Origin of the sequence: Hyphomicrobium sp. DY-1 (assembly GCF_047497105.1) — a bacterium.
Taxonomy (GTDB): domain Bacteria; phylum Pseudomonadota; class Alphaproteobacteria; order Rhizobiales; family Hyphomicrobiaceae; genus Hyphomicrobium_B.
The window spans coordinates 2,992,556-3,006,573 of sequence record NZ_CP134870.1 but is presented as its reverse complement, the minus strand read 5'-3'; the positions used below and the strand labels follow the sequence as shown (position 1 = coordinate 3,006,573).

The 14,018-nt window shown below is 60.1% G+C and carries 9 protein-coding genes; 4 read left to right on the top strand and 5 right to left on the bottom strand.

All coding sequences use genetic code 11. From position 1 onward, the window contains the following. Nucleotides 1-173: 173 nt before the first annotated feature. Together RLW41_RS14455 and RLW41_RS14450 are read right to left on the bottom strand one after the other, a co-directional pair. On the bottom strand, nt 174-2,087 hold the full coding sequence (locus RLW41_RS14455; RefSeq protein ID WP_414461922.1) for a potassium transporter Kup: 1,914 nt from the start codon (nt 2,085-2,087) through the stop codon (nt 174-176). A 194-nt stretch (nt 2,088-2,281) separates the two neighbouring features. Continuing rightward, nucleotides 2,282-4,129, bottom strand: a complete 1,848-nt coding sequence (locus tag RLW41_RS14450) for a M3 family oligoendopeptidase (RefSeq protein ID WP_414461921.1) — start codon at nt 4,127-4,129, stop codon at nt 2,282-2,284. 300 nt (nt 4,130-4,429) lie between these two features. Between RLW41_RS14450 and RLW41_RS14445 the strand changes: the two genes are divergently transcribed. The 3 genes from RLW41_RS14445 to RLW41_RS14435 all read left to right on the top strand — a co-directional run bounded on the left by RLW41_RS14445 (nt 4,430) and on the right by RLW41_RS14435 (nt 10,359). Then, complete coding sequence (locus RLW41_RS14445) at nt 4,430-5,938, top strand: sigma-54-dependent transcriptional regulator (protein ID WP_409562359.1); 1,509 nt, start codon at nt 4,430-4,432, stop codon at nt 5,936-5,938. Between the two features lie 464 nt (nt 5,939-6,402). Further along, nucleotides 6,403-8,586: a L,D-transpeptidase family protein gene (locus RLW41_RS14440; RefSeq protein ID WP_414461920.1), complete on the top strand. Its 2,184-nt coding sequence runs from the start codon at nt 6,403-6,405 to the stop codon at nt 8,584-8,586. A 222-nt stretch (nt 8,587-8,808) separates the two neighbouring features. Beyond that, complete coding sequence (locus RLW41_RS14435) at nt 8,809-10,359, top strand: DUF882 domain-containing protein (protein ID WP_414461919.1); 1,551 nt, start codon at nt 8,809-8,811, stop codon at nt 10,357-10,359. A gap of 22 nt (nt 10,360-10,381) precedes the next feature. Here RLW41_RS14435 and RLW41_RS14430 read toward each other — a convergent pair whose 3' ends face one another. From RLW41_RS14430 to RLW41_RS14420, 3 genes are all read right to left on the bottom strand, one after another. After that, the gene (locus RLW41_RS14430) at nt 10,382-11,311 is read right to left on the bottom strand and encodes a hydrogen peroxide-inducible genes activator (RefSeq protein WP_024275407.1); all 930 of its coding nucleotides are present in this window, start codon (nt 11,309-11,311) and stop codon (nt 10,382-10,384) included. 318 nt (nt 11,312-11,629) lie between these two features. Then, nucleotides 11,630-11,926 carry a DUF2312 domain-containing protein gene (locus tag RLW41_RS14425; RefSeq protein WP_013946407.1) on the bottom strand — a complete coding sequence of 99 codons (297 nt, stop codon included), beginning with the start codon at nt 11,924-11,926 and terminating at the stop codon, nt 11,630-11,632. A gap of 266 nt (nt 11,927-12,192) precedes the next feature. Continuing rightward, nucleotides 12,193-12,501 carry a DUF1244 domain-containing protein gene (locus tag RLW41_RS14420; protein WP_414461918.1) on the bottom strand — a complete coding sequence of 103 codons (309 nt, stop codon included), beginning with the start codon at nt 12,499-12,501 and terminating at the stop codon, nt 12,193-12,195. A 177-nt stretch (nt 12,502-12,678) separates the two neighbouring features. On the opposite strand from RLW41_RS14420, the gene RLW41_RS14415 reads away from it, so the two are divergent. Beyond that, a complete protein-coding gene (locus RLW41_RS14415) occupies nt 12,679-13,974 on the top strand; it encodes a glycerate kinase type-2 family protein (RefSeq protein WP_414461917.1) in 1,296 nt (431 codons plus the stop codon). Nucleotides 13,975-14,018: the final 44 nt, after the last annotated feature.

Here is a 14,018-nt window from a genome sequence, read left to right as displayed (position 1 = left end):
TTCACTCCCCAGTGGCGTGTTTTAAAATCTGTATGGGGTTAGGTATCTCAAGATGTGGCGAGCTTCAAGGTGTCGCAGTCTGGCCTTTAGCTCAGTTTGCGCCAGAAAATCAGCAGGTGCCGCGCACCCACCGTACGGCATCGAGCCTAGGTTGTAGAAGCGAGCAAGCCTCGCTACACCGCAACCTGCGTACCGACCTCGACGACTCGGTCGGTCGGAATCTGGAAGTAAGTCGTCGCGTCTTCCGCGCTTCCTGCCAGCATAATGAACAGGCGTTCCTGCCAGCGCGGCAGCTCAGACTTCGCTGTCATGCGCAGCGAACGCCGCGACAGAAAGAACGACGTCGAGCCAATGTCGATGTTGCAGTCCTTCCGGCGCGCATGTTCGAGAATCTTCGGCACACTCGGCGTTTCCATGAAGCCGTAGCGCGCAATGATCCGGATGAAATGATCGGAAACGCGCTCGATCGTCAGCCGCTCATGACGGGCTACGCGCGGCGTCTCTTCCGTTCGGATTGAGAGCAGAATGTTGCGCTCATGCATGACGCGATTGTGCTTCAGGTTATGCATCATCGACGTCGGCGCCGCATAGGGATCGCCGGTCAGAAACACGGCCGTTCCCGAAACGCGATGCGGCGGCTTCGCTTCGAGCTTGCGCACGAGCCAATCGAGGTCGGCCTCGTTGCGCTTCGTGACTTTTGCCAAAACGCGCGTGCCGCGCACCCAGGTGAACATGATGATCGCCAGCATGCAGGCGATGGCGAGCGGCACCCAGCCGCCTTCGAGCAGCTTCAATATATTGGCCGAGAAGAACGCCTGCTCGATCAAGAGCAGCGGAATGATGATGAGCGCGACGCGCCACAGCGGCCACTTCCAGCATTTCCAAATGACGAAGAACGCCATCAACGAATCGATGACCATCGCTGCCGTCACCGATACACCGTAGGCCGCCGCCAGATTGGACGACGTCCTGAAGGCAAAAGTCGCGACAAGAACGGCTACGAAAAGGATCCAGTTGACCCTCGGCATATAGATCTGTCCGGCCATGCTCTCCGACGTATGCCGGATCTCGAAGCGCGGCACGAGGCCGAGCTGGATAGCCTGACGGGTCAGCGAAAAGGCGCCCGTTATCACTGCCTGGCTTGCGATCACGGTCGCGAACGTCGACAGGACCAGCATCGGCACAAGCATGAAGTCGGGATAAAGCTTGTAGAACGGGTTCTCGATCGCATTGGCGTCGTTCATGACCAACGCGCCCTGGCCGAAATAATTGAGCACCAGCGCCGGCATGACGAAGTAGACCCAGGCGACAGAGATAGGCTTCCGGCCGAAATGGCCAAGGTCGGCGTAAAGCGCTTCGGCGCCGGTACATGCCAGAAAGACGAGGCCCATCACTGTCAGGCCCAGAAATCCGTGGTGGTAGACAAATGAAATGCCCTCAATCGGATTGAGGGCACGAAGGACGTGCAGATTGTCGGCGATGTGGACGAGACCGCCCAGCGCCAGAACGGCAAACCAGACGCACATGACCGGACCGAAAAATCGCGCGACCCGGTCCGTGCCACGCGACTGCATCCAGAAAAGACCGGCGAGAACAATGACGGCGACCGGAATGACGGCGCGCTCGAATTGCGGCGCGATGAGTTGCAGGCCCTCGACCGCCGACAACACCGAAATCGCCGGCGTAATAACCGCATCGCCATAAAAGAACGAAGCGCCGGCGATGCCGAGCGCGCCGAGCAGCGGCGCGCTGCGACGGGCGACGGTCTGGCCCAGCGCCATCAGCGCGAACATACCGCCCTCGCCCTTGTTATCGGCGCGGAGCAAAAGGAGCACGTACTTCACCGTGACGACGAGCGTCATGCTCCAGAAGATAAGCGACAGCACGCCGACCGCCGCCTCCGCGGCGGTTAGTCCGCGGTGCGAAGCAGCTGTGATAGCCTCCTTGAAAGCATAAAGCGGACTCGTACCGATGTCGCCAAAGACGACACCTACCGAGCCCAGTGCCAATGCCCAGAAGTTCTTACTGTCATGCCCCTCTCCGACGCCATAATCGGCAGCCTGAGAAGAGGCGGGCGCTTGTGCCATTCAGGCACCTCGACCTGTCGAATTGGGCTGCATCGCAGCAAAGTGGCGGGCTTCTACCCTCACGTCGAGCCAATGGAAAGCGTTAAATTCGCCACCCCCGAGTTGCCTTTCCAGCGGACCGTTCGGCAGCACACCTTCGCAGGATTCGCTGCACCGCCGAACAGTCGGTTTTATGAACGCTTTCTAGAGCAGGCTCAAGACATGGTTTCCAGTTCGTCGATCATCCCCTCGATGACCTTAAGTCCCTTATTCCAGAACTGAGGATCGCGCGCATCGAGCCCAAACGGCGCCAGCAGCTCCGAATGGTGCTTCGACCCGCCGGCTTTCAACAGATCGAAGTATTTCGCCACGAACCCGGAGTGGGCTTCGGCGTAAAGGCCGTAAAGCGAGTTTACCAGACAGTCGCCGAACGCGTAGGCGTAGACGTAGAACGGCGAATGAATGAAGTGCGGGATATAGGTCCAGAAGACCTCGTAGCCGGGTTTCAGATCGATCGCCGGCCCCAGGCTTTCCGCCTGTACCTCCATCCAGAAGCCATTGATCTGCTCGGCCGTCAGTTCGCCCTCGCGGCGCGCTTCGTGAACCTTTCGCTCAAAAGTATAGAATGCGATCTGGCGCACGACCGTATTGATCATGTCCTCGACCTTGGCCGCGAGCATCGCTTTCTTTTCGCGCGCATCCTTGGTCTCAGCGATGAGCGCGCGGAACGTCAGCATCTCCCCGAACACGGATGCCGTCTCGGCGAGCGTCAACGGCGTCGGCGCCAGCAGCGGACCCTGATCGCGCGCCAGCCATTGATGGACGCCATGGCCAAGCTCATGCGCGAGCGTCATGACATCGCGCGGCTTACCGAGATAATTCATCATGACGTAAGGGTGCACCGACGGCACCGTCGACGCCGAGAACGCGCCTGGCGCCTTGCCGGGCTTCACCGGCGCATCGATCCAGTTCTTATCGAAGAACTGCTTGGCGATCGTCGCCATCTCGGGTGCAAAGCCATTATAGGCCCGAAGAACGATCTGCTCGGCTTCCGACCACGTGATCGTGCGTTCCGGTTTGTCGGGAAGCGGCGCGTTGCGATCCCAAGACGCCAGCGTCTTCTTGCCGAGCCATTTGGCTTTCATTGCGTAATAGCGATGCGACAGCAGCGGATAGGCCGCGCGGACACTCGACACGAGCGCGTCGACAACCGGGCCTTCGACACGGTTCGCAAGGTTGCGGCTGTCTGAAACGTCTTTGAAATTGTGCCAGCGATCGGAGATCTCTTTGTCTTTCGCAAGCGTATTCGTGATCCGCGAAAACAGCGGCAGATTCGCTTGAAAAACTTTGCTGAGCGCTTTTGATCCTGCCTCGCGCTTCTTCTCGTCAGCGTGCGACAGCAGGTTGAGCGTCGGCTCAAGCGAAAGCGCTTCCTTCTCACCTTCGACCTCAAATCGCAGCGCCGACATTGTCTCGTCGAACAGCCGGTTCCACGCGCCGCGGCTCGTCTGCGATTTTTCGGTGAAAAGCGTCTCGATGCGTTCGTCGAGCTGATGCGGCTTTTCCTTCCGCAGATCATCGAACCACGGCTTATAGCGCTTGAGGCTTTCGTGCTTCAGCGCCGACTCAAGCACGGCGTCGTCGATCTGATTGAGTTCGAGTTCGAAAAAGATGAGATCGGTGTAGAGCTTCGTCAGCGCTTCCGAGACGTCGGCATTGAATTTCGCACGCGCCGGGTCCGTCTGATTGAGAACATAGTAGAGCCCGGAAAACGATCCGAGCTTGCCCGCTAGATCGGACAGCTTCTCGTAATCCTTGACCGGATGGATCAGCTTGTCGCCGTCCTTGGCGAGTTCCGCTAAGCGCCCTTGATACGTCGCCTTGATGCGCGTCGCCTCAGCGGCCGCTTCTTTGAGATCGCGCTGAATGGCCGGATCGTTGGGGCCGGAATAGAGATCACTGAGATCCCATTGCGGCATGTTGCCCAATGCGTCCTTGTCTTCCGCCAACTTGGTCGCGGCTTGTGGAGCGAGAGTGATGTCGGACAACGGCCACCTGCGCATGAGAACCTCTATAGTTAAGAATGCGAGCCGTGGCTTAGCACAGCCTCGGAAAAGATGAAATTTGACGATCTGGACAGATGTAGGGTCGGGACCGGCTGAAAAAAACTTTCGCGAGAGTTCAGCCTCTTAGCGAACAGCGGCGAAATTTGCGTCACCGCGAAACCTTACGTTTACCGTTGTCCGGCAATGATGTGCTCGTTGCGTAAGTTCCGGGTCACCAAGTGTGTGAAGCTGGGGCAGTCTGCTTCCATTGCTCAAAAACGACCCTCGTGTCTGCGTTAGAGTAAAAGTTGCGTGAAAATGTCAAAGCGTATTCTGATCGTCGATGACGATCCTGCCCAACGTCGAATTCTCGAAGAGACCATCAAGCGATTTGGCTTCGAGACCAAATCATGTGGCTCCGGCGAACAAGCCATTCAAGTTCTCGAAGGCCAGGAACGCCCGCAGATCGGTCTCGTCCTGTTGGACTTGATTATGCCGGGGATGGACGGCATGGCCGTTCTTGACCGTGTCGGCCACGTTGCTGGCATGCCGCCGATCATCGTGCAGACCGCGAACGGCTCGATCGAAACCGCGATCAACGCCATGCGCCGCGGCGCAGTCGATTTCGTCGTCAAGCCCGCCTCGCCAGAACGGCTCGAGGTATCCATCAAGAGCGCCCTCAAAATTGAAGCGCTGACGGACGAAATCACGCGCATCAAGAAAACCGCCGAAGGCAAGCTGACGTTCGGCGATCTCGTTCTGCGCGGCGAAGCGATGACGCGTGTCATCACGCTCGGCAAGCGCGCCGCCGCATCGAACATCCCGGTTCTGATCGAAGGCGAAAGCGGCGTCGGCAAGGAACTCATCGCACGCGCCATCCAAGGCGAGAGCGATCGCGCCGGCCAGCCCTTCATCACGGTGAACTGCGGTGCGATTCCCGAAAACCTGATCGAAAGCATTCTGTTCGGTCACGAGAAGGGATCGTTTACCGGCGCCATCGACAAGCGCATCGGCAAATTCCAAGAAGCCGATGGCGGCACCCTCTTCCTCGACGAAGTGGGCGAGCTGCCCCTCGAAGCTCAGGTGAAGTTGCTGCGCGCCCTGCAGGAAGGCGAGATCGATCCGGTCGGCTCCAAGCGTCCGGTGAAGGTCAACTTCCGCCTCATCTCGGCGACGAACCGTGACATGATCCAGCAGGTCAAGGACGGCAAGTTCCGCGAGGATCTCTATTACCGTCTCAACGTCTTCCCGATCTTCGTTCCGCCGCTGCGTGAACGCGTCGAAGACATCCCCGAGCTTGCGCGCCACTTCATTGCCCGCTTCGCCGCCGAGGAAGGCAAACGCGTGACCACGATCTCGGACCGCGCCATGCGTTTGCTGCAGGCCTATTCCTGGCCAGGCAACGTTCGCCAGCTCGAGAATGCGGTCTTCCGCGCGGTCGTCCTGGCCGACGGTCCTGAACTCACGGTTTCGGAATTCCCTCAGATCGCCGCCCACGTCGATGGCTTCGAGGCGGAAATTCCGGCCGCACCTTCGGTCGTCCAGAAGCCGCAGGCCTACACCGGCCCGGCCCTTCTCGGCGCCGAGAACACCGTCCCGCATACCGTCGAGATGAAGACCTCATCGGCGGGAAGTGCGCTCGGTATCCAGGCTATGGCTGAGGACGGCGAAATCCGCTCGCTCGAAGCCATCGAAGCCGACATGATCCGCTTGGCTCTCGGCCGTTATCGCGGCCACATGACGGAAGTCGCCAAACGACTCAACATCGGACGCTCGACGCTCTACCGCAAAATGCAGGAATACGGCCTCGAGCCCCGCACCAACTAGACACGTCACCGAACCTTAGAGGCTGCACGCCAAAGGCGAGAGTGGAGCGCGCATGCACGCGCCCTCCGTTCCCGCCACCATGCGACCAGACCGCACACAACATTCTGTTTACATCCGACCGGTCTTCAAGATCGCCGGCCAGGATGAGAGAGCGAGCCCCTTCGCCCTCGACAGCAAAAGCCCCGGCTGCATCCGGGGCTTTTGCATTTTGGCTATAGCTGTCGCGAAATCCGACGCGCTGCAATCAAATTGAAACTTTCCGCTTTCTATGGTGTTGGAAGTAATCGAATCGGGTGGGCGCATCGGACGCGCCGTATTGGCCCGTTTTCTGTGCATTTAAGGGCACGAAGCAGCAACAGTTTCGCCACAGCGCTGTGCAACACAGTTATGTCCCGCGATCTGGTTGGTCAGACGAAACGCTGGCACCTATCTATCGCCGGGGGAGTTGAAAGGTGGTTTTCGGAATGCGCGTCGCAAAAGTCCTGGCTGTCGGCCTGTTGCTGACGGCCAGCGCAGGATCAGCCGCGTTGGCACTCGATCCCGCCAGTGATCAGCCGACAAGTGATCAACAATCGACAAGTGGGCAGTCCAACAGCACGGATAGCGCGACACAACCTGCCGCTGCTCCCGCAGCCGGTTCCCAGGAAACGGCGCCAGAACATCAACCTGCGGCAGACGCTGCCAAACCGGTACCGGACGCTTACACTGCTGCACAGGCCCCAGCAGCGCCGGCGACCGACAGCGCGGCAGCTCCCGAAAGCAAGCCTGCAGCCGAAGCTCCGGCGTCGGAAGCTAAGGCGCCGGAAGCACCTGCCATTACCGACAAACCGACCGACACGGCTGTAACCGCGCCGGTTGCTGAAACGCCTGCACCTGCTGCCGACGCCGCAGCTGCCCAACAGCCCACAATCGTCGCCGACGATCGGCTGCTCTATCTGCCTATGGAAGACTACATTCAGAACAACGCCAAGAAGGCGCTATCCGGAACCGACGCTGCCGATCGCGACGCGCTCGCAAAATTCTATCACGACCGCATGGGCGCAACGCTGTGGGTCGACAAGCACGGCTTCACCCCCGAAGCCAAGAGCCTTATTTCGGCGCTCCAAGGTGCCGATGATTGGGGCCTGCGCTCGGCCGATTTCAAGATTCCCGATCTGAAGGCGAACGCCGACGGCGGCTTTAATCCCGACGACCTGATGGCCGCAGAAGCCCGTCTATCGCTTGAGGCGATGGAGTATGCGCGCGATGCACACGGCGATCGCATCAGCGATCCGTCCGCACAGCTCGGCACCTACATCGACCGCAAGCCGGTACTGCTTGATCGCAAGACCGTCCTCGACGATCTCGCGGCAGCACCCGACAAAGCTGCCTATCTGACCTCGCTCAACCCGCAGCAGGAGCAGTTCCGCCGTTTGCGCGAGAAGCTCCTCGCACTGCGGGCGTCGAAAAAGGCCGAGGAAGCGCTGAAAATTCCCAGCGGGCCGAATATGAAGCCCGGCCAGAGCGATCCCGCAATCGCCATCCTGCGCAAGCGCCTGAAAGTCACGGTGCCGCCGGTCAAAGCTGACGGCTCGCCCGCCGACGAAAACTATTACGACAATGCGCTGGCCGACGCCGTGAAGGCCTACAAGGAGCAGAAGGGCATTCGCCCGGCGAGCTTCTGGATTACGAACGTGCTGCGCAATTCGTTGAACGCCGGCAATGGCGTCACGACGGACCGCCTAGTCGCCAATATGGAAGAGTGGCGGTGGATGCCCGCCGATCTCGGCAACTACTATGTCATGGTCAACATCCCGGAATTCAAATTCCGTGTGGTGTCGAATGGCCAGGTCATCCATGAAGAGCGCATCGTCTCTGGCCGGCCCGACGCCCAGTCGCCGATCTTCTCCGAGACGATGAAGACAGTCGTTATCAAGCCGCGCTGGAACGTTCCGGACTCGATCAAGATCAAGGAACTGCTGCCAGGCCTTCGATCGGGCTACGATTCATTGCGTCGCCAGGGTCTGGTCATGGAATACAACGGTCGCAAGGTCGATCCGCGTAATGTCGATTGGTCTCGCACCGACATTCGCAATTTCCATGTCTATCAGCCGCCCGGCGGCGGCAACGCGCTCGGCGTCGTGAAGTTCCTGTTCCCGAACAAGCACGCGGTCTATCTGCACGACACGCCGAGCAAAAGTCTGTTCAACGAACCCGTCCGCGCTTTCAGCCACGGCTGCATGCGCGTGCGCAACCCCGTGTCGTTGGCCGAACTCATCCTCGACAAGGATAAAGGCTGGGACAAAGAGAAGGTCGACGATCTCGTCAAGAACGGCCCGGAGGAGAACGAGATCGCCCTCGATCATCCCATTCCCGTACACGTGACGTATTTCACGGCGTGGGTCGATGATAATGGCGAGGTTCAGACCTTCAACGACATCTACGGCCACGAGAAACGCATTACGCTCGCTCTCGCCGGCAAGTGGAACCAGATCGTCAAAGCTGACGAAAAGAAGGTGTCGCCCGAAGACATCCCGAATGAGGGATGGCGCAACGATGGTTTCGCATCGCTCTTCGGCGATGACGACGAATACGACAGCCGCGGGCGCCGCAAGAAGCACAACGGTGGCCTCGGCAGTTTCTTCAAGCAGGTCTTTGGCGGCTTCTGAGCACAGCCAACGACTGACGAAGCAGACATGAGAAGCCGGCCGCGTAAGCGGGCCGGCTTTTTCATTTGCCGAGCCCACTGGCCTTTTTATCGCCCTTTCCGAAGTTTTAGATATCGGCTGGGGATAGTTACTGCCTCTTAACGGTTCGGGGTTAATCGTTAACGGCCGAGCATTTTGGCCCCAGTCGGGCTCGGAATGTTTTTAGTAGGGACGGGGGAATTCGTGGCCGCTCGCCGCTCAGGGCTGGTATTCGGCGCACTCGCGCTGATTTTGTCTGTGTGTCTCAACGCCGACAAGATGACGGCGGCCGGGCAGCCTAACGAGCGCGTGATTTCCCTCTATCACATCCACACACACGAACGCCTGACCATCGTCTACAAGCGGAATGGAAAATACATTCCCGAGGCGATGACCAAAATAAATTACATCATGCGCGACTGGCGCAAGAACAAGATCATCACGATCGCGCCCGCCACTATCGACCTCGCCTGGGAAATGCACGAAGAGCTCGGCTCGAAGGAGCCGATCAACATCATCTGCGGCTATCGCACGGCAAGCACCAATGAAATGCTTCGCGAAACGCGCGGCGGTCAGGCGCGGTTCAGCCAGCACATCACTGGCAAAGCGATCGACATTACCTTCCCCGATATTCCGCTGAAGAAGATGCGCTACTCTGCGCTGATCCGTGAGCGCGGCGGCGTCGGATACTATCCGACGTCCGGCATCCCCTTCATTCACATCGACACGGCCAACGTTCGCATGTGGCCGCGTATGCCGCGCCAGGAGCTTGCCCTGCTCTTTCCGAATGGCCACTCGAAATTCGTGCCCGCCGATGGTCGCCCGATCACCCCGGCCGACGTTAAAATCGCACGCAGCCGGTTCCACGAGCTCGCAACCCAGGTCGCCGAATTCTTCCATGATCGCCGTGAGCCAGGAACCTCGCGCACCATGGTGGCGTCCCTCGAGGTCAGCCCGCCGAAGAAGCATCTCAACGTCGTCGCCTCATTGGGCTTAGGCACGCGCCCGAAAACAGCCGACGGTTCGACCCGGCGCAACGTCAACATAACGACCGAGCCCGATCCGTCGCTCTCGCCGCCGGTACGTCCGTTCGCGCCGCCGTCGACGGTTGCTTCGCTCGAACCCAGCGACGGGCAATCACAGGCTATCGCTGTCCCAAGACTGATCGACCGCTCGTCGCATTTCACGGTTCCGTCGCAAGCCGATCGCAGCAAGCTCAATGATCTGGTTGCGTCCGCCGCCTCCATGCCGCTGCCGGAACTCATCCAAGGTCCAAGACCCGCCGTTCGCCCGCAGAAAGCGCTCGCCGCCGCAGCCTTGGCTGAAAATCGCAAACCTTCGGAAGCGCCGATCGCTCAAGTCGCAAGCCTCGATCCGGCGGCCGGAACCGTCAGCGATATGCGCCCGGCCAGCATGACCGAATGGGCGCAGGCACCGGCCTACGACGAAGACCATCCCGACGAGATGGACTATCGCCCCTTCCCGCTTGCTCCGTTTCTGACCAACGAACCGACAGCCCGCGACAAGCCGCTCGCGCCGATGCAGGCTCCCGACGTCGCCGCTACGCTCGAAGTCCTGGATGATGTCGATACGCTTGAGCCAATGCGGTTTCGACCGGGACGCCAATTGGCGGAAGCAATGTGGTGCGATCAATTCAAAGGCAAGGCCGTGCACGCCGAAGCCCTGAAGGAACTGGAAGACAGCCGCATCGCCACGGGCATCTCGAACCGCCCTGTCCAGACCAGCGCCCGCTGACAAGTCGCTAAGTTGACTGGCGCTAAGCCTCGAGCGCCGCAACGCCGCGCTTGAGCGACACCTGCCCCGCCTCGTTGACGAACTTGCCCAACGCCAGAAAATCCGCGCGCCGCGGACTTGACCGACGCCACGCAAGCCCGATGGACCGCGACGGCTCAGGATCGACGAAGCGGATCATCTTGATGTCGCGGCCACGACTTTCGATGCCGATGCAGATCTCCGGCAGCAGCGTGATTCCGAAACCTGCCGACACCATCTCGACGATGGTCGACAGGCTCGATGCTCCGAACGTGTTGACATCATCGACCTGCTGCAAGCTGCAATAGGTGAGCGCCTGGTCGCGCAGGCAATGCCCCTCTTCGAGCAGCAGAAGGCGGTCGTGCTCGACCATCTCCTTCGTTGCCCGCACGCGGCCGGAGAGCTTTCGGCTTTTCGGCATCGCCAGCAAAAACCGGTCTTCGAAAACGGGTAGCGTTTCGATATCCGGATTTTTGATCGGCAAAGCCAAGAGCAGCACGTCGAGTTTCCCCTCGACCAGCTCATCCGTCAGAACCTGCGTCTGCGTCTCGCGAACATGCAGTTCGAGATCGGGATGATGCTCCTTCAGCAGCGGCAGAAGCGGCGGCAGCAGATATGGCGCAACCGACGGAATGACACCCAGCCGAAGCGTCCCGGAAAGAAGACCGCCCGCGTGCTGCGCATAATCGACGAGATTGCGGACGTCGTTGAGAAGCCGCTGCGCGCGTAGCGCGATTTCCTCGCCCTTCGGCGTCAGCTTGATGCCGCTGCGCGTTCGCTCGACGAGCGCAATGCCCAATGAGGCTTCAAGATCCTGAATCTGCATCGACAATGCAGGCTGCGTGACCGCGCAGGCATCGGCGGCGCGGCCGAAATGCTGTTCGCGCGCGAGCGCGTCAAAATACCGGAGCTGCTTGAGTGTGACGTGAACCATCAGAAGGTCTAATGCCCATCGCAAGAAATAGCGATTTGTCCTTATCACGACCGGACATTAGGGTGAACCTGAAGACGCGCAGAACCAATCACATTTCCGCGCGCACAGAGGTGGCAGTCGAAAGACTGCCGTCGCCAGCACCGCCCTTTCCTCAGCGCCGAATGGGGACTGGGTGGTGCTGTTTTATTACGGGTTGCAGATCGGCGTTACTGCGCCTCGCGGCCGGCAATGAAAGCCCATGCTGGCGACCGGCCAATCGAAGCCGCGCCCCGCAGCCGGCTCGCGGAACGCGAGCGCAGGGCGCAACTAAAAACTCTCTTACTCAGCGGCCATCATCGCGTCGGCAAGCGCTTCCGTATTGGGCGCCTGATCCAGCATTCCCAGCGCATGCATGTAGACTTCCAGGATGCTCTCTTCTTCTTGGCGCTCCTGGTTGCTCTTCTTGCGCAGCCGAACGATCTGGCGCAGCGCCTTGACGTCGAAGCCGACGGCCTTGGCTTCCGTGTATTTGTCACGGATATCGGCCGCGAGCTGCTTCTTTTCCTCTTCGAGGCGTTCGATCTGTTCGACGAACTGGCGCAGCTGATTTTGCGCCGAGGCTTGAAGCGTGCTCATGGGAACTCCTGCTGTCTTGTTCCGCCGACGCTAACGGCGAGCGTCGGCCACAGCAAGGCGGCGATCCTCGCTATCCAAAGGGATAAATTTGGTCCGCCATCTTGACGTTGTATATGTCGCGGAGCGTTTTTGAGTCGCTGCGGTGCCGCGCCTTGCGGCCGGCTCTCCAAAGGAGAGTCGCAAGGCGCAAAAAAGCCGGCCGACTGCTTGCTCCAAAGCCGTCCCCGGCGGCCGGCTCGCGGAACGCGAGTCGCCGGGGACCACGATTAATGATCTCTCGGCCGGTTCTGTTCGAAGGCCGCCTGTTTATCGGGCGACGCTTCGGTCTGATGCTTGGCTTTCCACTCCTGGAACGGCATGCCGTAGACGATTTCGCGGGCGTCATCCTTGGACAATTCAAGCCCCTTGGCCTCCGCCGCGTCCGACATCCAGGTCGCCAGGCAATTCCGGCAGAATCCGGCCAAATTCATCATATCGATGTTCTGAACGTCCGTTCGCGACCGCAAATGCTCGACCAGACGCCGGAATACCGCCGCTTCGAGTTCGATTGTCGTTTGCGGATCGAAAGTCTTCATGGCCAACTCCTTGACCGGCAGGGTCCTGCGACAGGCCTTACGACATAAGCACCATGCCGGCCACCCGAAAGGCCCGCATAAGCTGCGGCCTCTGATGCCTTGACGGAGACGGAGCGTTTGCGCAAACCAGACCCCCAATAATGAGATAACAAGCAGGCATCGGCCTAGGGAGACACTATGAAAGACGGCACGAACGGCGGCGTCCGCGAGACTTTGAGCACGCTGTTCGAAACCGCTTATCGGACGGCCCACCCCGCGGTTTGCCTGCCTGCGCACCTGCCCAAGGTCCCCGGAGGCGGCCGGATCATCATCATCGGTGCCGGCAAGGGCTCTGCCGCGATGGCCGTCGCAGCCGAAGAGCATTACATCGCAACCGGCGAAGCCGGCAAAATCTCGGGCCTTATCTCGACGCGCCACGGCTTCGGCTTGCCGACCAAGATCATCGAAATCCTGGAAGCGGGCCACCCCGTTCCCGACGCAAATTCCATCGTTGGTGCCGAACGCGCCATTGCGCTGGCGAAGAGCGCCGGTCCGAACGATCTCGTTCTTTGCCTGTTGTCGGGTGGCGCTTCGGCGATCTGGGCGGCTCCGGTGCCAGGCGTCAGCTTCGAAGCCAAGCAGGCCCTGACGAAACAGCTGCTGAAATCCGGCGCACCGATCTCGGAAATGAATTGCGTGCGCAAGCACCTCTCCGAAGTCAAAGGCGGCAAGCTCGCAGCCGCCGTCTATCCGGCGCGCTTGCTGACGCTCGCTATCTCCGACGTGCCGGGCGACAATCCCGACGAGATCGGCTCCGGCCCGACCGTCGCCGACCGCTCGACGCTGGCGGACGCGCGCGCCGTGCTCGCCAAATGGAAGATCACACCGTCGCCCGAGATCGCGAAAGCGCTCGACGATCCGAAAAACGAAACGCTGAAAGCCGGCGATCCCAAGCTCGCCAATTCGACTTACGAAATCGTCGCCGCACCCCGCGCTTCGATCGAAGCTGCTGGCGCCATCGCACGCGATCTCGGCTATCGCACCATCATGCTTGGCGACGATCTTGAAGGCGAAGCGCACGAAATTGCCCGCAAGCACGCCGAGATGGCCCTCGAAGCGAAAGCTAAGGGCGAAAAGGTCGCGATTATGTCCGGTGGCGAATTGACCGTCACGGTACGCGGCAACGGCTCCGGCGGCCCCAACCAGGAATACGCCCTTGGCCTCGCCATCGCATTGAATGGCACGCCGGGCATCGCCGGCCTCGCTGGCGATACCGACGGCATCGACGGCGGTGGCGGACACCACAGCGATCCGGCAGGCGCCATGGTTTTCCCCGATACGCTCGCACGGGCTGCGGCACAAAATCTCAATGCCGCCAAGTTCCTGGAGAACAACGACTCGACGGGTTTCTTTCGCCCCATAGGCGATCTTATTCTGTGTGGCCCGACCCAAACCAACGTCAACGATTTCCGGGTCATCCTTGTCGATCCGTAAGCAAGACATACGTCGTTGGCGAACGGCTGGGGACACAACCAGAA